This is a genomic window from Streptomyces sp. NPDC048664 (assembly GCF_040650555.1).
GTDB lineage: Bacteria > Actinomycetota > Actinomycetes > Streptomycetales > Streptomycetaceae > Streptomyces.
This window is the reverse complement of the sequence record NZ_JBEZHK010000027.1, coordinates 70,862-95,296: the sequence shown is the minus strand read 5'-3', so window position 1 is coordinate 95,296 and position 24,435 is coordinate 70,862. Positions and strand designations below refer to the sequence as shown.

At 73.6% G+C, this 24,435-nt stretch carries 19 protein-coding genes; 14 read left to right on the top strand and 5 right to left on the bottom strand.

Annotated features, from left to right (window positions below; all coding sequences use genetic code 11):
* Position 1: 1 nt before the first annotated feature.
* The 9 genes from AB0C59_RS26175 to AB0C59_RS26135 all read left to right on the top strand — a co-directional run bounded on the left by AB0C59_RS26175 (position 2) and on the right by AB0C59_RS26135 (position 10,179).
* Positions 2-2,569 carry an ABC transporter permease gene (locus AB0C59_RS26175; RefSeq protein ID WP_363008656.1) on the top strand — a complete coding sequence of 856 codons (2,568 nt, stop codon included), beginning with the start codon at positions 2-4 and terminating at the stop codon, positions 2,567-2,569.
* A gap of 64 nt (positions 2,570-2,633) precedes the next feature.
* A complete protein-coding gene (locus tag AB0C59_RS26170) occupies positions 2,634-3,062 on the top strand; it encodes a GNAT family N-acetyltransferase (protein WP_363008654.1) in 429 nt (142 codons plus the stop codon).
* Between the two features lie 198 nt (positions 3,063-3,260).
* Positions 3,261-4,592 (top strand): hemolysin family protein, encoded by a 1,332-nt coding sequence (locus tag AB0C59_RS26165; RefSeq protein ID WP_363008652.1) that lies wholly within the window; start codon positions 3,261-3,263, stop codon positions 4,590-4,592.
* Complete coding sequence (locus AB0C59_RS26160; protein ID WP_363008650.1) at positions 4,589-5,602, top strand: hemolysin family protein; 1,014 nt, start codon at positions 4,589-4,591, stop codon at positions 5,600-5,602. Before AB0C59_RS26165 ends, AB0C59_RS26160 begins: the two co-directional genes overlap by 4 nt.
* A gap of 54 nt (positions 5,603-5,656) precedes the next feature.
* On the top strand, positions 5,657-6,439 hold the full coding sequence (locus tag AB0C59_RS26155; RefSeq protein WP_363008649.1) for an SGNH/GDSL hydrolase family protein: 783 nt from the start codon (positions 5,657-5,659) through the stop codon (positions 6,437-6,439).
* 56 nt (positions 6,440-6,495) lie between these two features.
* The gene (locus tag AB0C59_RS26150; protein WP_363008647.1) at positions 6,496-6,843 is read left to right on the top strand and encodes a DUF4326 domain-containing protein; all 348 of its coding nucleotides are present in this window, start codon (positions 6,496-6,498) and stop codon (positions 6,841-6,843) included.
* A gap of 73 nt (positions 6,844-6,916) precedes the next feature.
* Positions 6,917-8,359 (top strand): adenylosuccinate lyase, encoded by a 1,443-nt coding sequence (purB, locus tag AB0C59_RS26145; RefSeq protein ID WP_363008645.1) that lies wholly within the window; start codon positions 6,917-6,919, stop codon positions 8,357-8,359.
* Positions 8,356-8,916 (top strand): G/U mismatch-specific DNA glycosylase, encoded by a 561-nt coding sequence (gene mug, locus AB0C59_RS26140; protein ID WP_363008706.1) that lies wholly within the window; start codon positions 8,356-8,358, stop codon positions 8,914-8,916. Before purB ends, mug begins: the two co-directional genes overlap by 4 nt.
* Positions 8,917-9,021: 105 nt before the next feature.
* Positions 9,022-10,179, top strand: a complete 1,158-nt coding sequence (locus tag AB0C59_RS26135; protein WP_363008643.1) for an ROK family protein — start codon at positions 9,022-9,024, stop codon at positions 10,177-10,179.
* Positions 10,180-10,280: 101 nt separating this feature from the next.
* On the opposite strand, the gene AB0C59_RS26130 is transcribed toward AB0C59_RS26135, so the two are convergent.
* Positions 10,281-11,042 carry a GntR family transcriptional regulator gene (locus AB0C59_RS26130; RefSeq protein WP_363008641.1) on the bottom strand — a complete coding sequence of 254 codons (762 nt, stop codon included), beginning with the start codon at positions 11,040-11,042 and terminating at the stop codon, positions 10,281-10,283.
* 237 nt (positions 11,043-11,279) lie between these two features.
* Here AB0C59_RS26130 and AB0C59_RS26125 point away from each other — a divergent pair, with 237 nt between their 5' ends.
* Together AB0C59_RS26125 and AB0C59_RS26120 are read left to right on the top strand one after the other, a co-directional pair.
* The gene (locus AB0C59_RS26125; RefSeq protein WP_363008639.1) at positions 11,280-12,110 is read left to right on the top strand and encodes an alpha/beta fold hydrolase; all 831 of its coding nucleotides are present in this window, start codon (positions 11,280-11,282) and stop codon (positions 12,108-12,110) included.
* A 134-nt stretch (positions 12,111-12,244) separates the two neighbouring features.
* Positions 12,245-13,549, top strand: a complete 1,305-nt coding sequence (locus AB0C59_RS26120; protein WP_363008637.1) for a GNAT family N-acetyltransferase — start codon at positions 12,245-12,247, stop codon at positions 13,547-13,549.
* A 160-nt stretch (positions 13,550-13,709) separates the two neighbouring features.
* Here AB0C59_RS26120 and AB0C59_RS26115 read toward each other — a convergent pair whose 3' ends face one another.
* Positions 13,710-14,900, bottom strand: a complete 1,191-nt coding sequence (locus tag AB0C59_RS26115) for a PLP-dependent transferase (RefSeq protein WP_363008636.1) — start codon at positions 14,898-14,900, stop codon at positions 13,710-13,712.
* Between the two features lie 60 nt (positions 14,901-14,960).
* Between AB0C59_RS26115 and AB0C59_RS26110 the strand changes: the two genes are divergently transcribed.
* Positions 14,961-15,455: an Lrp/AsnC family transcriptional regulator gene (locus AB0C59_RS26110; protein ID WP_363008634.1), complete on the top strand. Its 495-nt coding sequence runs from the start codon at positions 14,961-14,963 to the stop codon at positions 15,453-15,455.
* A 64-nt stretch (positions 15,456-15,519) separates the two neighbouring features.
* On the top strand, positions 15,520-17,211 hold the full coding sequence (locus AB0C59_RS26105) for a DUF885 domain-containing protein (RefSeq protein ID WP_363008632.1): 1,692 nt from the start codon (positions 15,520-15,522) through the stop codon (positions 17,209-17,211).
* 91 nt (positions 17,212-17,302) lie between these two features.
* On the opposite strand, the gene AB0C59_RS26100 is transcribed toward AB0C59_RS26105, so the two are convergent.
* The 3 genes from AB0C59_RS26100 to AB0C59_RS26090 all read right to left on the bottom strand — a co-directional run bounded on the left by AB0C59_RS26100 (position 17,303) and on the right by AB0C59_RS26090 (position 22,194).
* Positions 17,303-20,302: an SMC family ATPase gene (locus AB0C59_RS26100; RefSeq protein ID WP_363008630.1), complete on the bottom strand. Its 3,000-nt coding sequence runs from the start codon at positions 20,300-20,302 to the stop codon at positions 17,303-17,305.
* On the bottom strand, positions 20,299-21,462 hold the full coding sequence (locus tag AB0C59_RS26095) for an exonuclease SbcCD subunit D (RefSeq protein ID WP_363008628.1): 1,164 nt from the start codon (positions 21,460-21,462) through the stop codon (positions 20,299-20,301). The genes AB0C59_RS26100 and AB0C59_RS26095 overlap by 4 nt, the downstream gene beginning before the upstream one ends.
* A 105-nt stretch (positions 21,463-21,567) precedes the next feature.
* On the bottom strand, positions 21,568-22,194 hold the full coding sequence (locus AB0C59_RS26090; protein ID WP_363008626.1) for a YigZ family protein: 627 nt from the start codon (positions 22,192-22,194) through the stop codon (positions 21,568-21,570).
* A 190-nt stretch (positions 22,195-22,384) separates the two neighbouring features.
* Between AB0C59_RS26090 and AB0C59_RS26085 the strand changes: the two genes are divergently transcribed.
* Complete coding sequence (locus tag AB0C59_RS26085) at positions 22,385-24,376, top strand: amino acid transporter (protein ID WP_363008624.1); 1,992 nt, start codon at positions 22,385-22,387, stop codon at positions 24,374-24,376.
* Positions 24,377-24,435 lie beyond the last annotated feature (59 nt).

Here is a 24,435-nt window from a genome sequence, read left to right as displayed (position 1 = left end):
CGTGCTGAAGGCGACTCTGCGCAGCTTCCTCGCGCACAAGGGACGGCTGCTCCTGTCGGCGCTGGCCGTCGTCCTGTCCGTGGCGTTCGTCGCGGGCAGCCTGATCTTCTCGGACACCGTCACCCGCACCTTCGACCGGCTGTTCGCCTCCACGGCGGCCGATGTGACGGTGAGCCCCAAGGAGGACCTCTCCTCCCGGATCCCCACCGGCACGACCCCCACCCTGCCCGCCTCCCTCGCCGGGCGGGTGACCTCGGTGGACGGCGTGGCGGCGGCCCATGTCAGCGCCGCCGTCACCGACATCACCGTCGTCGACAGCCACCACGCTCCCGTGGGGCCGACGACCGGCGCGCCGACGATCGCCCAGAACTGGTACGCGAGCCACCGCAGCCCGGTCGAGCTGAGCTCCGGGCACGCGCCGCACGGTGCCGCGGAGGCGCTCCTGGACGCGGACACGGCCGACCGTCGGCATGTGCGGATCGGTGACACGCTGACCGTGCTCGCGCGGCCGGGCTCGTTCAGGGTGCGGGTCGTCGGGATCGCGACCTTCACCACCACCAACCCGGGTGCGGCCCTCGTCTTCCTGGACACCCCGACCGCGCAGACCAGGCTGCTCGGCAGCGCCGCCGCGGCCACGAGCATCGCCGTCGACGCGCGGCCGGGCGTGGACGACGCGCGGCTCAAGCGGCGGATCGCCGCCGCGCTCGGGAACGGCCCCTACGACCTCAGGACGGCGAGCGAGCAGGCCAAGTCCAACACCGACCAGCTCGGCACGTTCCTCGACGTGATCAAGTACGTGATGCTGGGGTTCGCCGGGATCGCCGTCCTCGTGGGCGTGTTCCTCATCGTCAACACGTTCTCGATGCTGATCGCCCAGCGCACCCGCGAACTGGGCCTGCTGCGCGCGCTCGGCGCGGATCGGCGGCAGGTGCGGCGGTCGGTGCTCACGGAGGCCCTGCTGCTGGGCCTGGTCGGTTCGACGCTCGGACTCGCCGCGGGCATCGGGCTCGCGGCCGGGCTCATCCGGCTGATGAGCGCGTTCGGCATGAACCTGAAGTCCACGGAGATGGTGATCGGCTGGGCGACACCTGTCGCCGGTTACGTGGTCGGGGTCGGGGTGACCTTCGTCGCCGCCTATCTGCCGGCGCGGCGCGCGGCCGAGGTCTCCCCCATGGCCGCCCTCAGCGACGCGGAGGTCGCGGGTGTGGGGCGGCCGTTGAAGGTGCGGGCGGTGGCGGGCGCCGTCGTCGGCGCGCTGGGCGTGGCGGCACTGGCGGGCTGCGCGGGCGCGACGAGTACCGCGCCGGCCGCCTCGCTGCTGGGCCTCGGCGTGGTGCTCACGCTCGTGGCGACCGTGCTGGCGGGCCCGCTGCTGGTCCGTCCCGTGATCCGGGTGCTGGGCGCCGCCTTCCCCGTCGTGTTCGGTTCGGTCGGGCGGATGAGCCAGCGCAACGCCCTGCGCAACCCGCGCCGTACGGGTGCCACCGCGTCGGCCCTGATGGTCGGGCTCGCGCTGGTGGGCGGGATGTCGGTGGCGAGCGCGTCCATGTCGAAGTCGTTCGACCAGCAGATCGACAAGACCCTGGGTGCCGACTTCGTGGTGCAGAACAGCAACTTCCAGCCCTTCCCGCAGGAGATCACCGGCACGGTCCGCGCCACGGACGGGGCCGGGCTCGTCGTGCGCCAGCGGCTCACGCCCCTGGCGGTACGGCTGCCGGACGGCGCGCGGGTCGAGACGACCGGCGCGGGCTACGATCCCCGGCTCGACGACGTCGCGCACGTCACCTACGCGCGGGGCGACTCGGCCGCCGCGCTGGCGGACGGCGCCCTGGCCATGGACGTGACCTTCGCGAAGGACCACGGCGTCCGTGTCGGCAGCACGGTCCCGGTCCAGTTCCCGGCCGGACGCCACGGGGTCCTGAAGGTCGGCGCGCTCACCGACCAGGGCGGCTCGGACGGCTTCGGCACCCAGGGCGGCCTGTACTTCGGGATGGGGACCCTCCAGAAGTACGTTCCGGACGGACAGGACTCGGCGCTGTACGTGAACGCCGCGCCGGGCACGTCCAAGGACGTGCTGCGCTCCCGCCTGGAGAAGACCCTCGCCCCCTACCCCCAGGTCCAGGTGCGCGACCAGGCCGACTACAAGAAGCTCGTGCACGACCAGATCGCCGTGCTGCTCTACCTGGTGTACGCGCTGCTCGGCCTGGCGATCGTCATCGCGGTGCTCGGGGTGGTCAACACCCTGGCGCTGTCGGTCGTCGAGCGCACCCGCGAGATCGGACTGCTGCGCGCGATCGGGCTCAGCCGCCGGCAGCTGCGCCGGATGATCCGGCTGGAGTCCGTGGTGATCGCCGTGTTCGGGGCGGTGCTCGGGCTCGCGCTGGGGCTCGTGTGGGGGGTGTGCATCCAGCGGGTGCTGGCCCTGCAGGGCATGAAGGCGCTGGCGATCCCCTGGGGGACGATCGTGGCCGTGGTGGTGGGGGCGGCGGTCGTGGGCGTGGTGGCGGCCCTGCTGCCGGCCCTGCGCGCGTCCCGGATGAACGTGCTGACGGCGATCGCGCACGAGTGAGGGAAGAGGGTCCGCATGCCGGAACGCCGCCTCATCCGCCGGGCTCGCGTGATGGGCTCATGGCATGACTGACCTTCTGACACGACCCGCGCGACCGGAGGACCTGGACGCCGTCCTCGCCTTCTGGAAGGTCGCCGCCGAGGGCACGAGCATCAGCGACGACCGGGAGGGGCTGGAGCGGCTGGTCGACCGCGATCCGCAGGCGCTGATCCTGGCCGTGGAGGCCGACGGCACGCTGTCGGGCACCGTGATCGCGGGGTTCGACGGCTGGCGCTGCCATCTGTACCGGCTCGCGGTGCACCCCGATCGGCGGCGGCAGGGCATCGGCTCGGCGCTGCTGGAAGCTGCGGAGGAGCGGTTCGTGCGGCTCGGTGGACGTCGCGGGGACGCCATGGTCCTGCTCCGCAACGAGCGGGCCCAGCATGCCTGGCGGGCGGCGGGGTACGCACCCGAGGAGCACTGGAGACGCTGGGTCAAACCGCTGGCGCGGTGAGGTCGGCCCGGGGAGCGCCTGTGGACAACCCCGGGCCGACTTTGCCAATCCTTTACGATGGAGGGGTCGACCCACCGCTCGGCGGGTTCGGCTCGCCCCCACGGAAAGGTGTGAGCGCTCACCGATGGACGGCCCCGCCTGCGCACCCCCTCGCGCGGTCCCCGCGTCCCTGCCCGATCCTGGGACTGAGGTGACCCGATGACCGAAGTGCTCCTGCTGCTGGTGGCGATCCTGCTCTCGCTCGCCTGCGGCGTCTTCGTGGCGGCGGAGTTCTCGCTCACCACCGTCGAGCGCAGCGCCCTGGAACAGGCGGCGCTGCGCGGAGAGCACGGCGCGGCGGGCGCGCTCAAGGCCGTGCGCGGCCTGACCTTCCAGCTCTCCGGCGCCCAGCTCGGGATCACGGTCACCAATCTGGTGGTCGGCATGCTCTCCGAGCCCTCGATCGCCCGGCTGATCGCGGACCCCCTGCGGTCACTGGGGCTGTCACGCTCCGCGGCGTCCTCCCTCGCCCTGGCCATCGGCACCGCCCTGTCGACCGTGTTCCTCATGGTGGTGGGCGAGCTGGTGCCCAAGAACTGGGCGATCTCCTCGCCCCTGGCCGTGGCCAAGCGGGTGGGCACGCCGCAGCGCTTGTTCAGCGCGGCCTTCCGCCCGTTCATCACCCATCTCAACAACAGCGCCAACCGCGTCGTACGCCGCTTCGGCCTCGAACCCGCCGAGGAGCTGGCCTCGGCGCGCGGCCCGCAGGAGCTGGTGGCGCTCGCCAGGCACTCCGCGAAGGAGGGTGCCCTGGAGGCGGACACCGCCGAGTTGTTCGTCCGCACCCTGAACCTGGCCGATCTGACCGCGGAGAACGTGATGACACCGCGCGTGCAGGTCATCGCCCTCGACGTCCAGGCGACCTGCCAGGACGTGGCCAACGCGACGCGGGCGACGGGCCTGTCCCGCTTCCCCGTCTACCGGGGCGGCCTGGACTCCGTGGCCGGCATCGCGCACATCAAGGACGTGGTGGGCGTGCCCGCCGGGGAACGGCCGTACTGCTCGGTGACCCGGGCGATGCGCGAACCGCTGTTCGTGCCCGAGACCCTGACCGTCGACCGACTGCTCGACCGGTTGTCCGGCAAGAACACCATGGCCGTCGTGATCGACGAGTACGGCGGCATGGCCGGGGTCGTCACGCTGGAGGACATCGTCGAGGAGGTCGTCGGCGAGGTGCACGACGAGCACGACCCGCAGGAGGCGCCCGACCTGGCCCCGGCGGGCACCGACGACCACGGCCGCCGGCTGTACCTGGCGGACGGATCGGCCCGTATGGACCAGCTCGCCCGGGTCGGACTGAAGGCGCCGCACGGGCCCTACGAGACGCTGGCGGGCATCGTGGCGACCGCGCTCGGCCGGATACCGGTCGAGGGCGACAGCGTGGAGGTGGCCGGCTGGCGGCTGGAGGTGGCGGACGCGTCCGGGCACCGGGCCGCCCGACTGGTGATGCGCGCCCCGCTGGTCGTGCCGGAGGGGGAGCCGCGGACATGACGCTCGTCCAGTTGCTGATCGGTCTGCTGACCCTCGTGGCGAACGCCTTCTTCGTAGGGGGCGAGTTCGCGCTGATCTCGGTGCGCCGCAGCCAGATCGAGCCCCGCGCCGAGGCGGGCGAGCGGCGCGCGCGGAGCGTGCTGTGGGGTCTGGAGCATGTGTCGGCCCTCCTGGCGGCGGCGCAGCTGGGCATCACCCTGTGCACGCTGGTGCTCGGTGTGGTGGCCGAGCCCGCGATCGAGCACCTGCTGGAACCCGTGTTCCACGCGGTGGGGATCCCCTCGGGCGCGGGGCGCGTGGTGTCGTTCGTGATCGCGCTGGCCCTGGCCACCTATCTGCACATGCTGTTCGGCGAGATGGTGCCGAAGAACATCGCGCTCGCCGAGCCGGTACGCCTGGCGCTGCTGCTCGGCCCGTCCCTGGTCGGCCTCGCGCGGGCCCTGCGCCCGGTGATCTTCACCGTGAACACCTTCGCGAACACCCTGCTCGCCCTGTTGCGGGTGGAGACCAGGAACGAGGTCGCGGCGACCTTCTCGGACGACGAGCTGGCCCGGCTCGTCCAGGACTCCACCGCCGCGGGGCTGCTGGACGACCGCGCCCAGGAGCGGTTGCACGACGCCCTGGAGCTGGGCCGCCGTCCCGTGCGCGACGTGGTGGTTCCCCTGGAGCGGGTGGTCTACTCCCGGGTGGGCATCACCCCGGAAGGGCTGGAGCGGCTTGCGGGCGAGTCCGGGTTCTCGCGCTTCCCGGTCGTGGACGACAACCGGCGGATCATCGGGTATCTGCACGTCAAGGACGCGCTGGACGCTCCGGGCAGGGACAGCCCGTTCCGGTTGCGGGACATCAGACCCGTCGCCCGAGTGCGCGAGGACACCCCGCTGGACGACGTGCTGACCGCGATGCGCCGCAGCCGCACGCATCTGGCGGCGGTCAACGGCGAGGACGGACGGCTGTCGGGGCTGGTGACGATGGAGGACGTGCTGCGGGAGCTGTTCGGACAGCCGGCGTGAGCGCACGGGGCTACCGACCGCCGGGTATGTGCACGGGATACCATCGACGACGCCATGCAGACGAATCCCACCCACAGCAGCCTGGTCGCGGTCGGCGACTCCTTCACCGAGGGCATGTCGGACCTGCTGCCCGACGGCTCCTACCGCGGCTGGGCCGATGTCCTGGCCGCCCGGATGGCCGCGCGAACGCCCGGGTTCCGGTACGCCAACCTCGCCGTGCGCGGCAAGCTCATCGCGCAGATCGTCGACGAGCAGGTGGACCTCGCGGCCGCCATGCGGCCCGATGTGATCACCCTGGTCGGCGGGCTGAACGACACCTTGCGCCCCAAGTGCGACATGGGGCGGGTGAAAGGCCTGCTCACCGAGGCCGTGGAGCGGCTGGCGCCCTCCTGCGAGCAGCTCGTCCTGATGCGCAGTCCCGGCCGCCAGGGTCCGGTGCTGGAGCGGTTCCGCCCCCGCATGGAGGAGCTGTTCGCCTGTGTGGAGGAGCTCGCCGAGCGGCACGGGGCGCTGGTGGTCGACCTGTACGGGGCGCGGTCGCTCGCCGACCCGCGCCTGTGGGACGTGGACCGGCTGCATCTGACGACCGAGGGGCACCGCCGGGTGGCGGAGGCCGTGTGGCAGACGCTCGGGTACGAGGCGGAGGATACGCAGTGGCGCACCCCGCCGCCGCCGACCGCGCCCCCGGACTGGGTCGCCCGCCGCACCGCGGACGTGCGCTTCACCCGGCAGTACCTGCTGCCGTGGATAGGACGACGACTGACCGGCCGCTCCTCGGGCGACGGCCTCCCGGCCAAGCGGCCCGAGCTGCTGCCCTACGAGGGGCCAGCCGCCTGACCGGGGCGGCGGACCGACGACGGGGCGGCGTGGCGACGCCGCGGAAGGAGCTCCGAGTGACCACCGACGTGATCAACCTCAAGGGCCGGATCCAGGAGTTCGGCGCCCGCCTGGAGGTCGCCCCCTCGGGCGTCGTCTACATCGGCCGCCGGCTGACCCGCGGCGGCTGGAACCTGCCCCAGCATCCGCTGTACAACCCCTTCCAGATCGACACCGCGAAGAAGCGGCACGACGGGACACGGGCCGAGGTGATGGCCAAGTACCGCGCCTACCTGATGTCCCGGCCCGACCTGCTGGAACTGGTGCCGGCGCTGCGCGGCAGGACGCTCGCGTGCTGGTGCGCGCCCGAGCTGTGCCACGGGGACATCCTGGCGATGATCGCGGACGGGGCCCACCCGGGGTGACCGGGCTCTCGTAGGTTCCGCCGAACCGCCCCATGGCGCCGGCCTGCACGAACCGCCAGTAGAATCCGTGCACGTGACAGCTGCGCCCGCCAAGCCCCGTATCCCGAACGTCCTCGCCGGACGGTACGCCTCGCCCGAGCTCGCCACGCTCTGGTCGCCCGAGCAGAAGGTGAGGTTGGAGCGCCGGCTCTGGCTCGCCGTGCTGCGGGCCCAGAAGGACCTCGGCATCGAGGTGCCCGACACGGCGATCGCCGACTACGAGCGTGTCCTCGACCAGGTCGACCTCGCCTCGATCGCCGAGCGTGAGAAGGTCACGCGGCACGACGTGAAGGCGCGGATCGAGGAGTTCAACGCCCTCGCCGGGCACGAGCACGTGCACAAGGGCATGACCTCGCGCGACCTCACCGAGAACGTCGAGCAGCTGCAGATCAGGCTCTCGCTGGAGCTGACGCGGGACCGCGCCGTGTCCGTCCTGGCCCGCCTCGGCAAGCTCGCGGGCGAGTACGGCGAGCTGGTCATGGCCGGCCGCTCCCACAACGTCGCCGCGCAGGCCACCACTCTCGGCAAGCGCTTCGCCACCACCGCGGACGAACTGCTGGCAGCCTACGGCCGCGTCGAGGACCTGCTCGGCCGCTATCCGCTGCGCGGGATCAAGGGCCCCGTCGGCACGGCGCAGGACATGCTCGACCTCCTCGGCGGCGACGCGGCGAAGCTCGCCCAGCTGGAGAGCAGGGTCGCCGAGCACCTGGGCTTCTCGCAGGCGTTCACCTCGGTCGGCCAGGTCTACCCCCGCTCCCTCGACTACGAGGTGGTCACCGCCCTGGTGCAGCTGGCGGCGGCGCCCTCGTCCCTGGCGAAGACGATCCGGCTGATGGCCGGGCACGAGCTGGTCACCGAGGGCTTCAAGCCCGGCCAGGTCGGTTCCTCCGCCATGCCGCACAAGATGAACACCCGCTCCTGCGAGCGGGTCAACGGCCTGATGGTCATCCTGCGCGGCTACGCCTCGATGACCGGCGAGCTGGCGGGCGACCAGTGGAACGAGGGCGACGTGTCCTGCTCGGTGGTGCGCCGGGTCGCGCTGCCGGACGCGTTCTTCGCGCTGGACGGGCTCCTGGAGACGTTCCTGACGGTGCTCGACGAGTTCGGCGCCTTCCCCGCGGTCGTCGCGCGCGAGCTGGACCGCTATCTGCCGTTCCTGGCCACGACCAAGGTGCTGATGGCGGCGGTGCGCGCGGGAGTCGGCCGCGAGGTCGCCCACGAGGCCATCAAGGAGAACGCCGTCGCCTGCGCCCTCGCGATGCGTGAGCAGGGGGCCGAGCGCAACGAGCTGCTGGACAGGCTGGCGGCCGACGAGCGCATCCCGCTGGACCGCGCCGGCCTCGACGCGCTGATGGCCGACAAGCTGTCGTTCACGGGCGCGGCGAGCGCTCAGGTCCAGGCCGTGACCGGCCGGATCGAGGAGATCGTCAAGCAGCACCCGGAGGCCGCCGGGTACACCCCGGGGGCGATCCTCTGACCCGGTTCACCCGGGCGGAACTGGAGGCCGCCCGCGACCGGCCGGTGCCGGACGTGGTCGCGGACGGCCTTCGGGTGCTCTTCTGCGGTATCAACCCGGGGCTGATGACGGCGGCGACGGGCCACCACTTCGCGCGCCCGGGCAACCGCTTCTGGCCCGTACTGCATCTGTCGGGCTTCACCCCGCGTCTGCTGCTGCCGGCGGAGCAGTCCGTGTTGCCGACGCTCGGGCTCGGGATCACCAACGTGGTGGCGCGGGCGACCGCGCGGGCCGATGAGCTGACCACCGAGGAGTACCGGGAGGGCGGCCGGATCCTGAGGGACAAGGTCGAGCGGCTGCGGCCCCGCCTGCTCGCGGTGGTCGGCGTGACGGCGTACCGGACGGCCTTCGGTGACCGCCGTGCGGTCGTGGGGCCGCAGGAGCTCAGGATCGGGTCCAGCCGTGTCTGGGTCCTGCCCAACCCCAGTGGTCTCAACGCGCACTGGACGGCGGCGACGATGGCGGAGGAGTTCCGGCGGCTGCGGGAGGCCGCCGAGGACGGGGCCCGCACCGGCTGACCGCGCGGACCGGCCGGGCCGGTCCGTGTCGGTGACCGCCCTCGCGGGTGTGCCCGGCGCCGAGTACGATCCGGCCAACACGCGCACGAGCTGGGAGGACGGACCGTGGGGCGGCTGACCGGCGGGGACCCCTCTCTGCTGCGGAGGATCAACTCGGCGGTGGTGCTGCGCGCGCTGCGCACGGTCGACTGCGCGACCCTCACCGAGATCACCGGGGTGACCGGTCTGTCCCGTCCGACGGTCGAAGGCGTGGTCGAGGGCCTGATGGAGGCCGGGCTCGTGGTCGAGCAGGCGGCCGAGGAGGGCGCGGCACGGCGGCAGGGGCGGCCCGCGCGACGGTTCAGGTTCCGGGCGGAGGCGGGCCATCTGCTGGGGCTGGACGTCGGCGCGCACCGGGTGACCGCGGTGCTCGCCGATCTCGACGGCCGGGAGCTGGGCACCCTGAGCAAGGACGTCTCGGAGACGGCGCCGGCCGACGAGCGTCTGGAGCGGCTGCGGAGCACCGTCGCCGAACTGCTGCGCCGGGCGGACGTGTCCCGCGCCTCGCTGCGCGCGGTCGGCGTGGGCAGCCCCGGGATCGTCGAGGCGGGCGGCACGGTGCGCCTGGGCACGGCTCTGCCCCAGTGGACCGGGCTGAACCTCGGCGAGCGGCTCGGCAGGTCGTTCCGCTGCCCGGTGCTGGTGGAGAACGACGCCAACGCGGCGGCCCTGGCCGAGCACTGGAAGGGTGCCGCCACCGCGTCGGACGACATCGTGTTCGTGCTGGCCGGTCTGAGCCCCGGTGCCGGTGCGCTGATCGGCGGCCGGCTGCACCGGGGCTTCGGCGGGGCGGCCGGGGAGATCGGCGCGCTGCATCTGCTGGGGCGGGGGGCGAGTCCCGAGACGCTCCTGTCGACCACGGACGAGCCGCTGCACCCGCTGGACGAACAGCAGGTCGCCGATGTGTTCGCGCGCGCCCGTGAGGGCGAGAAGCGGGCGCGCGCCGCCGTGGACCGGTTCATCCAGCGGCTCGTCCACGACGTGGCGGCTCTCGTCCTCGCGCTCGACCCCGAACTGGTCGTCATCGGCGGGTGGGCGGCCGGCCTGGACGGCGTGCTGGATCCGCTGCGGGGGGAACTGGCCCGCTACTGCCTGCGGCCACCGCAGGTGGCGCTGTCCCGGCTGGGCGAGGCCGCGGTGGCCACGGGGGCGCTGCGACTGGCCCTGGACCACGTGGAGGAGCAGCTGTTCGCGGTGGAGGGCACGGTGGCGGCCCGACGCTGACCCGGGGCCCGGGCCACCTCGGAGGGGCGGCGCGGCCCAGCGGGCAGCGGTGGTCGGCCCGGAACGCGTCGGCGGGCAGGCGGCGTTCGGCCAGACGCCGGTCAGGAGGCGCGGCGCTCGGGGCCGTGGTGGATCTCGACGCCGCCACTCGCGCCGAAGGCGAGCCGGCAGGTGTCGGCGCGGTAGGTGGCGACGGACACGGCCGCCGTCAGTCCGTCCGCGTGGTAGCGGGTCGTGACGACGAGGACGGGAGCACCGGGCAGCCGGTCGAGTTCCTTGGCGTCCTCGGCGCCGGCGGAGCCCAGCTCGACGGTCCGGGACTGGCCCTCCAGGTCCAGACGCTGGAGTTCGCGCAGCACGGAACGGGCGCGGGCCGCCTCGGCGGCGGTGCCGATCACGGGGAGGTCGGGCACCGAGGCGTCCGGGACGTAGAGCAGTTCGGCGGCGACGGGCTGGCCGTGCGTCATCCGCGAGCGGCGTACGACGTGCAGCGACTCCTCGCGGTCGGTCTGCAGGAGGTCGGCCACCGCGCCGGGCGCGGTGGCGACCGTGCATCCCGACAGCTGCCAGGCGTCGTCGGCCGCGCTCGGCCACGCGTCCCGCTCGGAGCCCACGGCCACGCCCATGCGGGGCGGGGCGACAGTGGTGCCCACACCGCGGCGGCGCTGGAGCCGGCCCTCCAGTTCGAGCTGTTCGAGCGCCTGGCGCAGGGTGGCGCGGGCGACTCCGAAGCGGGCCGCGAGATCCCGTTCGTTCGGCAGGACCTCCCCCACGGAGAACTCGGAGTCCAGCGCCTGGGTGAGTACGCTCTTCAGCTGCCAGTACTTGGGCTCCGGCACCGATTCCAGCCGCGTGGTCCCCACCCTGTCCTCCGCAATCGCCAACCGCCGTGGTCCGGCGGCGTTTTATCGCCCTTGTTTATTAAAGGTTGTTGCACTTCTCTGCGACCATAGGGCGACCCCCACCCTTGGTCAAGACCAATCCTCGCCGCACACGGACTTCACTCAGGGGCTACCCGCGAGTAGCGGTTGCTGACAAGCTGTCCGCACCGGTGTCCGGTTCAGGCGTCCACCCCTGTGTCCCAGACGAGGAGCAGCACCATGACCGCCACGGTCTCCTTCAGCGTCCCCTCACCGCACGGCCCCAGGACCGCGACGGTCTCGTACGCGCGCAAGGGCGTTGGCGCACCGCTCCTGCTGCTGCACGGCATCGGGCACCACCGGCAGGCCTGGGACCCGGTCATGGACATCCTGGCGACCGAGCGCGACGTGATCGCCGTCGACCTCCCCGGCTTCGGCGCGTCGCCTGCCCTGCCGGAGGGTCTGACGTACGGCCTGTCGACCGTGGTGCCCACGCTCGGCGCCTTCTGCGCGGCCCTGGGCATCGACCGTCCGCACGTCGCGGGCAACTCCCTGGGGGGCCTGCTGGCGCTCGAACTGGGCCGGTCCAAGCTCGTACGGTCCGTCACCGCGCTGTCGCCCGCCGGGTTCTGGACCGAGGCCGAGCGCCGGTACGCCTTCGCGGTGCTGCTCACCATGCGCCGGGCCGCGCGCGGCCTGCCGGTGCCGCTCGTGGAACGGCTGTCGCGCACGGCGGCCGGGCGCACCCTGCTGACGAGCACCATCTACGCGCGCCCCGGGCGCCGTTCCCCCGAGGCGGTCACCGCCGAGACCCTGGCACTGGTCCACGCCACGGGCTTCGCCGACACGCTGCGCGCGGGAACGAACGTGCGGTTCACGGACGACGTGCCCGGGCTGCCGGTCACGGTCGCGTGGGGCACCCGGGACCGGATCCTGGTGCGCCGTCAGGGCGTACGCGCCAAGCGGGCGATACCCGGGGCCCGACTGATACGGCTGCCGGGCTGCGGACATGTCCCGATGAACGACGATCCGGCACTGGTCGCGCGGGTCCTCCTGGACGGCAGCCGCTGAGCGGATCGGGCGCCCGCGGACGCACCCGCGATCTCCGTTAGTCAAAAGAACAACAAAAACGGACAGAAGCATCTTTTACTCATCGGACACAAAGCGTTTGTGATCACGCAACACCCATCCCGCACAGTGATGACATGACTTCAGACATGTCCGACCTGACACGAACGACGCCGTGCCGCCCGGTGACCCGCCGCCGCGACCTGATCGAGCGCGCCGCGCAGTGGTGGTCACGCCGCCACGGTCACGCCCCACCCCCGAGCGATACCGGCGCCCGGCCGCCCGCCGAGGAGCGGCAGGCCGGGCCGTCCGGGACCGGCACGGGCGACGAGGCGAGGACCCTGTGGCGGATGCGGACGACGGTACGGGACGAGCCCGGTTCGCTGGCCGCGCTGTGCACGGCGCTGGCAGGGCTCGGAGTAGACATCCTGAGCCTGCAGACGCATCCGCTGGCACGGGGCACGGTCGACGAGTTCCTGCTGCGCGCGCCCGCCGAGGTGGAGGGGACGGCCCTCACCCGGGCCGTCTCCGGCGCCGGCGGCACGGACAACTGGTTCGAGCGGGCGGACACGCACGACCTCGTGGACGCCCCGACCCGGGTTCTGGGCCTGGCCACGCGCACCGCGCTCGATGCCGCGGAACTCCCCCTGGCACTGAGGCAGTTGCTCGGGCGGTGCACGATCCGGTCGCTGCCCTCCCACTCCCCCGGCTCCGGCCGCCCGCAGGAAGGCGCTCCCGTCGAGGGGGCGCTGGAGGAGACGGTCATGCGGCTGCGGGCCCCGGAGGGCGGGGTGATCACTGTCGAACGGCCCTATCTGCCGTTCACGCCCACGGAGTTCGCACGGGCCCGGGCGCTCGTGGAACTGGACGCCCGCCTCGGTCCGCGCGTCCCTCGCGGCCAGGACGTCCTGACGCTGCCGCAGGGGCCCGCCATCACCGTACGGCGTGCCGACATCGCCGATCTCCAGGCGGCCAAGGACATGCACGCGCGCTGCTCGGCGCGCACGCTCGGCATGCGCTACCACGGGCCGGTGGGTGACGCCGACCGCTATCTGCGGCATCTGCTCAGCCCGCGGTTCGGCCGGACCCTCGCGGTCCGGACGGCGTCGGGCGACGTCGTCGGCCTCGGGCACCTGCTGTGGGACGGTGACGAGACGGAGGTGGCGCTGCTCGTAGAGGACGAGTGGCAGCACCGCGGCATCGGCTCCGAACTCCTCGGCCGCCTGGTGGCGATGGCGGTCGAGGCGGGATGCGAGCACGTCTACGCCGTCACCCAGGCCTCCAACACCGCGATGGTCGCCGCGATGCGCGGCCTGGAGCTGCCCCTCGACTACCAGATCGAGGAGGGCACGCTCGTCATCACCGCGCGCCTGGACGCCACACCGGTGCCGTCGCACCGCCCGCAGGACGACACGGCCACGTCCGGCACCACCCGGAACTGACGGCGGACGGCCCGGCGGCGCGCCGGTGCCGCGCACCGGGCGGCGTACGCCCCGTCGCGGCGCCCGGCGCACCGGCCGGAAGTCCGCGTACCTCCCGTACGAGGGCTCCGGCCGCCACACCGCACACACGTCAGGCGCCGGGTCGTCCGACCGTGTTCGCTCAGCGGACCGCCGCGGGCTGCCTGAGCTCGACCGCGGTGCGCTCCGCGGCCAGCGCGCCGTCCAGGTCGGCCCAGAGGTCCTCGACGTGCTCCAGACCCACGGACATCCGCAGCAGCCGGTCGCTCACCCCCGCGCCCCGGCGGTCCGTCGGGTCCACGATGCGGTGGCTGATGGACGCCGGGTGCTGGATCAGGGTGTCGACGCTGCCGAGACTCACGGCGGGGGTGATCAGCCGGACCCCGCGGATCACCTCGTGCGGGTCGCCGTGCACCTCGAAGGCGACCATCGCGCCGCCGATGCGCGGGTAGTGCACCCGGGCCACCCGCGGATCGGCCGCGAGCCGCCGGGCGAGTTCGGCGGCGGTGGCGGACGCGGCCCTGACCCGCACCGGCAGCGTCGACAGTCCGCGCAGCAGCAGATAGCCGGCGAGCGGGTGCAGCACCCCGCCCGTCGCGAAGCGGACCTGACGCAGCCTGCGCGCCAGGTCCTCGTCACAGGCCACCACCCCGCCCATCACGTCGCCGTGACCGCCGAGGTACTTAGTGGCGCTGTGCAGCACCAGCCGGGCCCCCTGCTCCGCGGGGCGCTGGAGCACGGGCGTGGCGAACGTGTTGTCGGCCAGCAGCGGCACCGAACCGCAGGCGTGGGCCACGGCGGGCAGGTCGATCTCGGCGAGCGTCGGGTTGGCCGGGGACTCGACCATGACGAGGCCGGTGTCCGGGCGCAGGGCGTCCGCTATGCCCGCCGGGTCGGTCCAGGTCACCTCGGAACCGAGCAGCCCGGCGGTCAGCAGGTGGTCGCTGCATCCGTACAGCGGACGGACGGCGACGACATGGCGCAGGCCCATCGCGCCGCGGGCGAGCAGGACGGCACTCAGCGCGGCCATGCCGCTCGCGAACGCCACCGCGCTCTCGGTGCCCTCCAGGCGGGCGAGCGCGGTCTCGAACCGGGCGACGGTGGGATTGCCCAGCCGGGCGTAGACGGGCGGGCCGTCCAGTTCGGCGCCGTCGGCGGCGAAGGCGTCGATGCGCGCGGCCTCCTCACGGCTGTCGTAGGAGGGGTAGGTGGTGGAGAGGTCGAGGGGCGGGGCGTGCAGCCCGAGTCCGGCGAGGTCCTCACGGCCGGCGTGCACGGCCTCGGTGGCGAGGGCCCGGTGGGCGGGGGCGTCACTACGGGTGCGGGAATCCATGGACCGCAGACTGAACACCGACCGGGTACATGGCGCCGGATCCCGTGTTACGTTCGCCACATGGCCGAAAACGTCGTACTGGATCCGGTGGATCTTCATCTTCTGCGGCTTCTGCAGAACGACGCCCGGACGACCTACCGCGACCTCGCGGCGCAGGTCGGGGTGGCGCCGTCGACCTGCCTCGACCGCGTGACCAGGCTGCGGCGCACGGGCGTGATCCTCGGCCATCAGCTGCGGCTCGACCCGGCCAGGCTCGGGCGCGGCCTGGAGGCCCTGCTGCTGGTGCAGGTCCGACCGCACCGGCGGGAACTGGTGGGGCCCTTCGTGGACCGCATCCGAGCGCTGCCCGAATCCCGTACGGTCTTCCATCTCACCGGCCCCGACGACTACCTGGTGCACGTCGCGGTCGCGGACACGGCCGATCTCCAGCGGCTGGTCCTGGACGAGTTCACGGCGCGGCGCGAGGTGGCCCGGGTGGAGACCCGGCTGATCTTCCAGCAGTGGGACTGCGGCCCGCTGCTTCCGCCGGGCGCGGAGGCAGCCGAAACCCGTTGAAGCGGCGTAAGCCGAGCGCTGAATACACGTGACGTGGACCACGTCGGCGTATCAGGATGTGGCCATGTCAGACACCAGGAGCCTGTTGCCCCGTCAGGTCGCCGACGCCTACGTCGACGCCCTCGTCGCCCTCGATCCGATCATCGGTACCTATCTCGGGGTGAAGGAGAGTTCGGGCAGACTGCCCGACACCTCGCCCGCGGGCCAGGAGGCGCTCGCCGAGCTGGCGCGGACGACCCTCGGCCGGCTGGAGGAGGCCGAGCGCCTGCCGGGAGCGGACAGCGACATCGAGCGTCGCTGCGCCCGCCTGCTGCGGGAACGGCTGACCGCCGACATCGCCATGCACGAGGCCGACGAGGGCCTGCGGACCGTGGGCAACATGCACTCCGCGGTGCACTCGGTGCGGGAGATCTTCACGATCACGCCCGCCGAGACCGAGGAGGACTGGGCGGCGATCGCCGCACGGCTGCGCGCCGTGCCCGCCGCCGTGCGCGGCTACCAGGAGTCCCTCTCCCTGGGGCTGGAGCGCAAGCTGTACGCCGGGCCGCGGCCGACGGCCACGTTCATCGGGCAGCTCACCGAGTGGTCGGACACGGACGGCCGCGGCCACGGCTGGTTCGAGGGCTTCGTGTCCGCCGGTCCCGAGGCCCTGCGCGCCGAACTGGACGAGGCGGCCCGCGCGGCGACCGCCACCGTCGTGCGGCTGCGGGACTGGATGCGCGACGTGTACGCGCCGACGATCGAGGGCACGCCCAACACGGTGGGCCGCGAGCGCTACGCCCGCGCGGCCCGCTACTTCAACGGCGCGGACCTCGATCTCGACGAGGCGTACGCGTACGGCTGGTCCGAGTACCACCGGCTCCTCGGCGAGATGAAGGCGGAGGCCGAGAAGGTCCTGCCCGGCGCCAGGACCCCCTGGGTCGCGCTCGCCCATCTCGATGAGCACGGCACGCACATCGAGGGGGTGGACGAGGTGCGCGACTGGCTGCAGGGCCTGATGGACGAGGCCATCGACGCGCTCGACGGCACGCACTTCGAACTGGCCGAGCGGGTGCGCCGGGTGGAGTCCTGCATCGCGCCCGCCGGCAGCGCCGCCGCCCCCTACTACACGTCCCCGTCGAAGGACTTCTCCCGGCCGGGCCGGACCTGGCTGCCGACCATGGGACAGACCAGGTTCCCGGTGTACGACCTCGTCTCGACCTGGTACCACGAGGGTGTCCCGGGCCATCACCTCCAGCTCGCGCAGTGGACGCACGTGGCCGACGACCTCTCGCTCTACCAGGCGACGGTGGGGATCGTCAGCGCCAACGCGGAGGGCTGGGCCCTGTACGCGGAGCGCCTCATGGACGAGCTGGGCTTCCTGACCGACGCGGAGCGGCGGCTCGGCTATCTGGACGCCCAGATGATGCGGGCGGTGCGCGTCATCGTCGACATCGGTATGCATCTGGAGCTGGAGATCCCCGCCGACTCCCCCTTCCGCCCGGGCGAGCGCTGGACGCCCGAGCTGGCGCAGGAGTTCTTCGGCGCCCACAGCAGCCGTTCGGCGGACTTCGTGGAGAGCGAGCTGGTCCGCTATCTGTCGATGCCCGGTCAGGCGATCGGCTACAAGCTGGGGGAACGCGCCTGGCTGCTGGGCCGCGAGAAGGCCCGGCAACGGCACGGCGACTCCTTCGACGCGAAGGCCTGGCACATGGCGGCGCTGTCCCAGGGTTCCCTGGGACTGGACGACCTGGTGGACGAGCTCTCCCGCCTGTGAACCCCGTCGGCCGGGCCGGCACCGCCCGGCCCGGCCGACCAGGGCGCGAGGTCCGCACGGGCCGGGGCGGGAGCGCCGCCCCGGGCTCACGTCACGGGCCGCCGGTGCCCCGCCGCCGCACCACCGATCCCGTTCTGCCCTTCACGACCTCCAGTTGCGCGTGGACCCGGCGCCGCAGGTCGGCGACATGGCTGACGATGCCCACGCTGCGGTCGCGTGCGCGCAGCGAGTCCAGGACGTCCAGGACCTCGTCCAGGGTCTGGTCGTCCAGACTGCCGAAGCCCTCGTCGATGAAGAGGGTGTCCAGGCGCACGCCGCCCGCCTCGTCGGTGACGACGTCCGCGAGGCCGAGGGCGAGGGCGAGGGACGCGAAGAACGTCTCGCCCCCGGAGAGGGTCGACGTGTCGCGTTCCCGCCCGGTCCACGCGTCGACCACGTGCAGTCCCAGGCCGCTGCGCCCGCGCCCCGCGCGGTCGTCGGAGTGGACCAGGGTGTAGCGGCCCGAGGACATGTGCCGCAGGCGTACGGTCGCCGCCGCCGCGACCTGTTCGAGCCGCGCGGCGAGCACGTACGACTCCAGGCGCATGCGGCGTTCGTTGTCGGCGGACGTGCCGGCGGCCAGGGACGCCAGCCGCGCCACTCGGTCGTACTCCTCGCGCAGGGGGGCCAGGCGCCGAGCCGACAGGGTGGCCCGGGCGGAGAGGCGGTCGAGTTCCGCGCACCGGGCGGACGCCGCGTCCTGGGCGGAGAGCGCCTCCTGGAGCCGGCGGTCCGCCGCCTCGGCGGCCCGTGCGGCTCCCTGCGGGTCGGCCGGCGGCTGCTGCGCGGCGCTCGTCGTGTCCGGTTCGGCGAGCACCGCGCGGACGGCGGCGTCCTCCTGCTGCCAGGCGTCCAGGCGTCGTTGCAGTTCGCGGTGGGCCGTGTCGTCCAGGAGGGCGGCCGCCGCCTCCCGCGGGGTGGCGAAGCCGGCGCGGAATGCCTCGTCGGCGAGTCGCGCATCGGCGTCCTTCAGCCGCCGCGCGGCCTCCTCGGCGGCCCGTACGGCCTCGGCGGCCTCGGTGAACAGGGCGGCCCGGCGCTCCAGCTCGGCCGAGCGCGCGGACACGCTGACCGCGTCGTCCAGGGCCCGGGACAACTCCGCCTCCAGGGAGGTGCGTTCGCTCTCCAGGGTGTCGCGGCGGGAGGCGCGGGCCGCCGCGCGCAGCGCCGTGTCCTGCCGGTCGGCGTCCCGCCGCTCGCGCTCGTGCGCCCGCTGCCTCAGCTCCTCCTGCGCGGCGTGCAGCCGCGCGGCGCCGGTCCGCGCCGACGCGTACAGCCGCTCCAGCTCCTCCGCGTCCGCGGCCAGTCGCGCGGTGGGCGCCTCACCCGCCTCGGCGGTGGCGGCGGCCAGGGCCTCCCGTACGGCGCCCAGTCGCCGCTCGCCCTCGGCGTGCTCCTCGTCGGCGCGCCGGTGGGCGGCCAGCGCCTGCTCCTCGGCCCCGCGGTCGACGTGCCCGGCCGACCTCCGCGCGGGTGCGGGGTGTTCGACGGCGCCGCAGACGGCACAGGGCTCACCGTCGGCGAGTTCGGCGGCGAGTTCGGCGGCGATGCCCGCGAGGCGCTGCTCCCTGAGGTCGAGCCAGTGCTCGTGGGCCTGGGCGGCGCGTTCGCGGAGGCCGAGGACGCGCGCGCGGGCGGTGTCGGCCTCACGGGTCAGCTCGTCCCGTTCCCGGGCCGCGCGCAGCCGCCGCAGGGCGGGCTCGCGCCGCTCGGCGAGCTGCTCGGCCCGGGTCGCGTCCTGCTGCGCGCCGTCGATCCGCTGCCGGAGGGACGCCTCGGCCTCCTCCCAGCCGGACAGCCAGTCCTCCGCGTCCTGGCGGATCGCGTCGTCGGCGCGCTCCTCCCTCTCCAGGGCCGTGCGTTCGTCCGTGAGGGCGGTCAGCCGCTCCTCCGCGCGGCGGGCCGACTCCAGGCCGCCGAGCTCCTCGGCCGCCCGGCGCGCCGCGGTGGCGAGCCCCGCCGCACCGGCCTCGGCGACGGCGCGCGGGAGCCGGGCCCGCAGCCGCGCCTCCTCGTCGGTCGCACCGAGGTGTTCGCGCTCCGCGCTGTCGCGCAGGGCGAGGGCGGGGGCCACCCGCTCCGCCTTGCGCGCCCGCGCCATGCGGGCCCGGGCCTCCTCGTGGGCGCCCGCCCGCTCGGCCAGCAGCGCCGCGCGCCGCCGCGCCTCGGCGAACCTGCGCTGCAGACGGTCCTGTTCGCGGGTGTCGTCCAGGAGGCGCCCCGCACTCGCCCGCGCGGGCTCGGCCGCCCGCCGCGCGCAGTGCGCGTGGGCGAGCCGCTCACGGGCCGTGCTGCGGGCGACGGCCGCCCAGCCCAGGACGGCTTCGGCGAGCCCGGGATCACCCGGGGCCAGTCGCGGCAGGGGCAGGTCGTCGCCCGCCGCCTGCTGCATCCGGTGGGCGTCGGCGAGCAGGGCCGTGTCCCCCTCCCGGACCTCGGCCTCCGCCGTCCGCCGCCACTCGGCGAGGCGTTTTTCGACCTCGGCGAAGCGGTGGGTGTCGAAGAGGCGGCCCAGCAGCTTGCCGCGGGCCTCGGCGTCGGCGCGCAGAAAGCGGGCGAAGTCGCCCTGGGGCAGCAGGACGACCTGGCAGAACTGCTCGCGGCTCATCCCGAGCAGCTGGGTGATCTCCTCGCCGATCTCCTGATGGGAGCGGCTGAGGCTCTTCCAGGAGCCGGCGGTGACGTCGAACTCGCGCAGCGCGGTGTGCGCCTTGTCGACGGTGGTGCCCGCGCCGCGCTTCTTGGGCCGCTCCCACGGCGGCTGCCGGGTGATCTCCAGCCGGCGCCCGGCGACGGTCAGTTCGAGCCGTACCTCGGTACGGACGTCCGGTGCCGCGTGGTCGCTGCGCAGGGTCATGCCCTGGCCGCTGTGGCGGGCGCCGGGCACGGCCCCGTACAGCGCGTAGCACACCGCGTCCAGGATCGAGGTCTTCCCGGCGCCGGTGGGTCCGTGCAGCAGGAACAGCCCGGCGGTGGACAGCGCGTCGAAGTCGACGCTCTGGGCGGCACCGAAGGGCCCGAACGCGGTGATCTCCAACCGGTGCAGCCTCACCGGGCGACCTCCCCGGCGGCCGCGTCGGCGCGCACCGCGTCGAACGCGTCCTGGAGCACGCCGCGTTCGGGCCCGTCGGGCTGCGATCCGCGCACATGGGCCACGAAGTCCTCCGCGATCTCCTGGTCGGAGCGGCCCGCGAGCCGCCGCGCATAGGACAGGTCCGCCTCCTCCTCGGCGCCCTCGGGGGCGAAGACGAGGCTGAGCGTGTGCGGGAAGCGCTCGGTCAGCCGGGCCATCGGCTCGGGAGGGCGCACGGGGTCGGTCAGCGTGGCCTCCACCCACGCGTCCTGGTGGCGCTCCAGCTCAGGATCCGCGAGAAGGTCCTCCAACCGCCCCCTGATCCGGGCGAGGGCGCGGGGCGCCGGGCAGTCGACCTGCTCCGCCGTGACCGCGCCGTCGGGTCCCAGGTCGACCAGCCACATGCCCTTGCGGTGCCCGGCCTCCGAGAACGAGTACGCCAGCGGGGATCCGCTGTAGCGGACCCGGCCGGTGATGCTCTGGCTGCCGTGGAGGTGGCCGAGCGCCACGTAGTCGACGCCGTCGAAGACGTCCGCGGGCACGGCGGCCACCCCGCCCACGGTGATGTCGCGCTCGCTGTCGCTGGCCCGGCCGCCGGTGACGAACGCGTGGGCGAGGACGACGGAACGGGTGCCCGCCGGGCGGGTGGCGAGGTCGGCGCGGACCCGGTCCATCGCGGCCGTGAGCACCGCCTCGTGACTCGCTCTCGGGGCGCGGAACTCGTCCTTCACCAGGGCCGGTTCCAGATAGGGCAGGCCGTAGAAGGCGACGTCGCCCTGGGGGTGGGCCAGGACGACCGGGGTGCCGCAGGCAGCCGGATCGGTGCGCAGATGGATGCCCGCGCGGCCGATGAGCCCCGCGCCGACGCCGAGGCGGCGCGCCGAGTCGTGGTTCCCGGAGATCATGACCGTGGGCACGCCGAGGGCCGCGAGACGGTTGAGCGCGTCGTCGAACAGCTCGACGGCGGCCAGGGGCGGCACCGCTCTGTCGTACACGTCGCCCGACACGACCACGGCGTCCACGTCGCGCCCCCGCGCGGTGGCGACCAGGTGGTCGATGAATCCGGCCTGGGCGTCGAGCATTCCCACCCGGTGGAACGCCCGGCCCAGGTGCCAGTCGGACGTGTGCAGCAGCCTCATGCTTCCCGAGACTAACGGCCGGGTCCGACAGCGCGGCCGGCCGCTCGCGGCGCCTTGGCCCGGCCCCGCGTGGACCGCCCGCCGGACGACCATCCGATATGTCTGTTACGCGGCTCCGTACGCCTCTTCGCCCAGTTCCAGCTCGGCGGTGCCCGCGGTGGCGTCCGCGAGCCATGCCGTGAACGCCGGCACGTCGGCGTCGGGCAGGCCGATCTCGATCGCGACACGCTCCCCGTAGCGGACGTCCCGCACCGTGCGGCCGGTGGCCCTCAGGTCGTTCTGCACCTTCCCCGCGCGCTGGTGGTCGACCGTGACCGTGGCGATCCGGAAGCGGCGGCGGGTGAGGGTGCCGAGCGTGTCCAACGTCTCGCCCACCGCTCCGCCGTACGCCCGGATGAGCCCGCCCGCGCCGAGTTTCACCCCGCCGTAGTACCGGGTGACGACGGCGACGACGTACCGCATGTCCCGGCGCAGCAGCATCTGGAGCATGGGGACGCCCGCGGTGCCGCCCGGTTCGCCGTCGTCGCTCGCCTTCTGGACCTCGCCGTTGGCGCCGATGACGTACGCGAAGCAGTTGTGGGTGGCGGCGGCGTGCTCCGCGCGGACGGCGGCGACGAAGTCGGCCGCCTCCTGCTCGGTGGCGGCCGGTGCCAGGGAGCACAGGAAGCGGGAGCGGTTGACCTCGGTCTCGTGCACGCCGGCCCGGGCGACGGTGCGGTACTCGTCCTGCATCGGGCCAGCGTATGCGGCGCCGCCGGGGGTATCGAACCGGGGAGGACACCGGTCCGCCGTCCCCGGTGTCCGGCGCGCTCGCCCCGGCGCCGGTCCGGACGGGCGGGTAGGGGATACTCGCTCGTCGTCGTCCATACCAGGACAGCCTGGCCGCAGGGCCGCCCCGAACCGACAGCAGGGAGAGCGCAGCATGACCGGCACCCAGGTGGAGAGCCCGGACGCCGTCGGGCCCGGCCATACGGAGCCCTCCCCCGCCAAGGTCCGATGGCGGGCCTGGCTGCTGGAGGGCCTGAGCGAGCGGTCCGCCCGGCACCCGGGCCCCCACGCCACCCCGGACGCCGAGCACACGGGCCACACCTGGTGGCGGGTCATGTGCCTGACCGGTGTCGACTACTTCTCCACCCTCGGCTACCAGCCCGGCATCGCCGCGCTCGCCGCCGGGCTGCTGTCACCGCTGGCGACCCTGGTACTGATCGCGCTGACCCTGTTCGGCGCGCTCCCGGTCTACCGCCGGGTGGCCCACGAGAGCCCGCACGGCGAGGGCTCCATCGCGATGCTGGAGCGGCTGCTGCCCTGGTGGGCGGGGAAGCTCTTCGTCCTCGTCCTCCTCGGCTTCGCCGCGACCGACTTCCTGATCACCATGACCCTGTCGGCGGCGGACGCCTCCGCACACGTCGTGGAGAACCCCTTCGCTCCGCACTGGCTGGAGCACGGGAACACGTGGATCACCCTGCTCCTGCTGGCCGCCCTCGGCGCCGTGTTCCTCAAGGGGTTCAAGGAGGCCATCGGTATCGCCGTGGTGCTCGTGGGCACCTACCTGGCGCTGAACGTGGTCGTGCTGGTGGTCTCCGCCTGGGAGGTCCTCAGCCACCCCGTGAAGATCGGCGACTGGACGCAGGCGATGACCGTCGAGCACTCCTCACCGCTCGCGATGGCCGCCGTGGCACTGCTCGTCTTCCCCAAGCTGGCCCTCGGCATGTCCGGCTTCGAGACGGGCGTGGCGGTGATGCCGCAGGTCAAGGGCGAGCCGACGGACACGCACGCCGACCCGGTCGGCCGTGTCCGCGAGACCCGCAAGCTGCTCACCACCGCCGCCGTGATCATGAGTTGCCTGCTGCTGCTGTCCAGCCTGGCGACGACGATCCTGATCCCGCAGGACGCCTTCAAGAGCGGCGGCCCGGCCAACGGACGCGCGCTGGCGTATCTCGCCCACGAACACCTGGGCGGGGCGTTCGGCACGGTCTACGACGTGTCGACGATCGCCATCCTGTGGTTCGCGGGCGCGTCCGCGATGGCGGGTCTGCTCAACCTGGTGCCGCGCTACCTGCCCCGCTACGGCATGGCCCCGGAGTGGACGCGCGCGGTGCGCCCCCTGGTGCTGGTCTTCATGGGGGCCGCGGTCCTCATCACCCTGTGGTTCAACGCCAACGTGGACGACCAGAGCGGCGCGTACGCGACCGGCGTCCTGGTGCTGATGCTGTCCGCCGCGTTCGCCTCCACCGTGGCCGTGGGCCGGCGCGGCCACCGGGCGGCCGCGCTCGGATTCGGCGTGATCACCGCGGTCTTCGCGTACACCCTGGTCACCAATGTGATCGAGCGGCCCGACGGCATCAAGATCGCGCTCATCTTCATCGTCGCGATCCTGGCCACGTCGTTCGCCTCCCGGGTGCGCCGGGCGTTCGAACTGCGTGCCGCGGCGGTCACGTTCGACGAGGACGCGGCCCGGTTCATCGACGAGGCCGCCGCGGACGGGCCGCTGCGGGTGATCGCCAACGAGCCCCAGGAGCACAGCACCCGGGAGTACCGCGCCAAGGAGTACAGCCAGCGGGAGCAGACCCATATCCCGGGTGGCCGTCCGGTGCTGTTCCTGGAGGTCTTCGTCAAGGACTCCTCGGACTTCACCACCGATCTGTCCGTGCACGGAGACGAGAAGCACGGGGTGCGCAGGCTGCGGGTGGCGGGGGCGACGGTGCCCAACACCATCGCGGCCGTCCTGATGGAGCTGCGCGAGCGCACCGGCGAGGTGCCGCACGCCTACTTCAACTGGACCGAGGGCAACCCCTTCAGTCATCTGCTGCGCTTCCTGGTGTTCGGTGACGGCGAGGTGGCCCCCGTCGCCCGCGAGGTGCTGCGCCGCGCCGAGCCCGACCCGGACCGCCGGCCCCGGATCCACGTCGGCTGAGCCCCGGCCCGGGGCGGACGGGGGGCTCCGGTGCGGCACCGAGGGACCCTGCCGGAACG

What these genes read in the sequence shown, in the direction of transcription:
- AB0C59_RS26170 (WP_363008654.1), top strand. Translation starts at nt 2,634, where the DNA reads ATGACTGACCTTCTGACACGACCCGCGCGACCGGAGGACCTGGACGCC.
- AB0C59_RS26165 (WP_363008652.1), top strand. Translation starts at nt 3,261, where the DNA reads ATGACCGAAGTGCTCCTGCTGCTGGTGGCGATCCTGCTCTCGCTCGCC.
- AB0C59_RS26160 (WP_363008650.1), top strand. Translation starts at nt 4,589, where the DNA reads ATGACGCTCGTCCAGTTGCTGATCGGTCTGCTGACCCTCGTGGCGAAC.
- AB0C59_RS26155 (WP_363008649.1), top strand. Translation starts at nt 5,657, where the DNA reads ATGCAGACGAATCCCACCCACAGCAGCCTGGTCGCGGTCGGCGACTCC.
- AB0C59_RS26125 (WP_363008639.1), top strand. Translation starts at nt 11,280, where the DNA reads ATGACCGCCACGGTCTCCTTCAGCGTCCCCTCACCGCACGGCCCCAGG.
- AB0C59_RS26120 (WP_363008637.1), top strand. Translation starts at nt 12,245, where the DNA reads ATGACTTCAGACATGTCCGACCTGACACGAACGACGCCGTGCCGCCCG.
- AB0C59_RS26115 (WP_363008636.1), bottom strand. Translation starts at nt 14,900, where the DNA reads ATGGATTCCCGCACCCGTAGTGACGCCCCCGCCCACCGGGCCCTCGCC.
- AB0C59_RS26110 (WP_363008634.1), top strand. Translation starts at nt 14,961, where the DNA reads ATGGCCGAAAACGTCGTACTGGATCCGGTGGATCTTCATCTTCTGCGG.
- AB0C59_RS26105 (WP_363008632.1), top strand. Translation starts at nt 15,520, where the DNA reads ATGTCAGACACCAGGAGCCTGTTGCCCCGTCAGGTCGCCGACGCCTAC.
- AB0C59_RS26095 (WP_363008628.1), bottom strand. Translation starts at nt 21,462, where the DNA reads ATGAGGCTGCTGCACACGTCCGACTGGCACCTGGGCCGGGCGTTCCAC.
- AB0C59_RS26090 (WP_363008626.1), bottom strand. Translation starts at nt 22,194, where the DNA reads ATGCAGGACGAGTACCGCACCGTCGCCCGGGCCGGCGTGCACGAGACC.
- AB0C59_RS26085 (WP_363008624.1), top strand. Translation starts at nt 22,385, where the DNA reads ATGACCGGCACCCAGGTGGAGAGCCCGGACGCCGTCGGGCCCGGCCAT.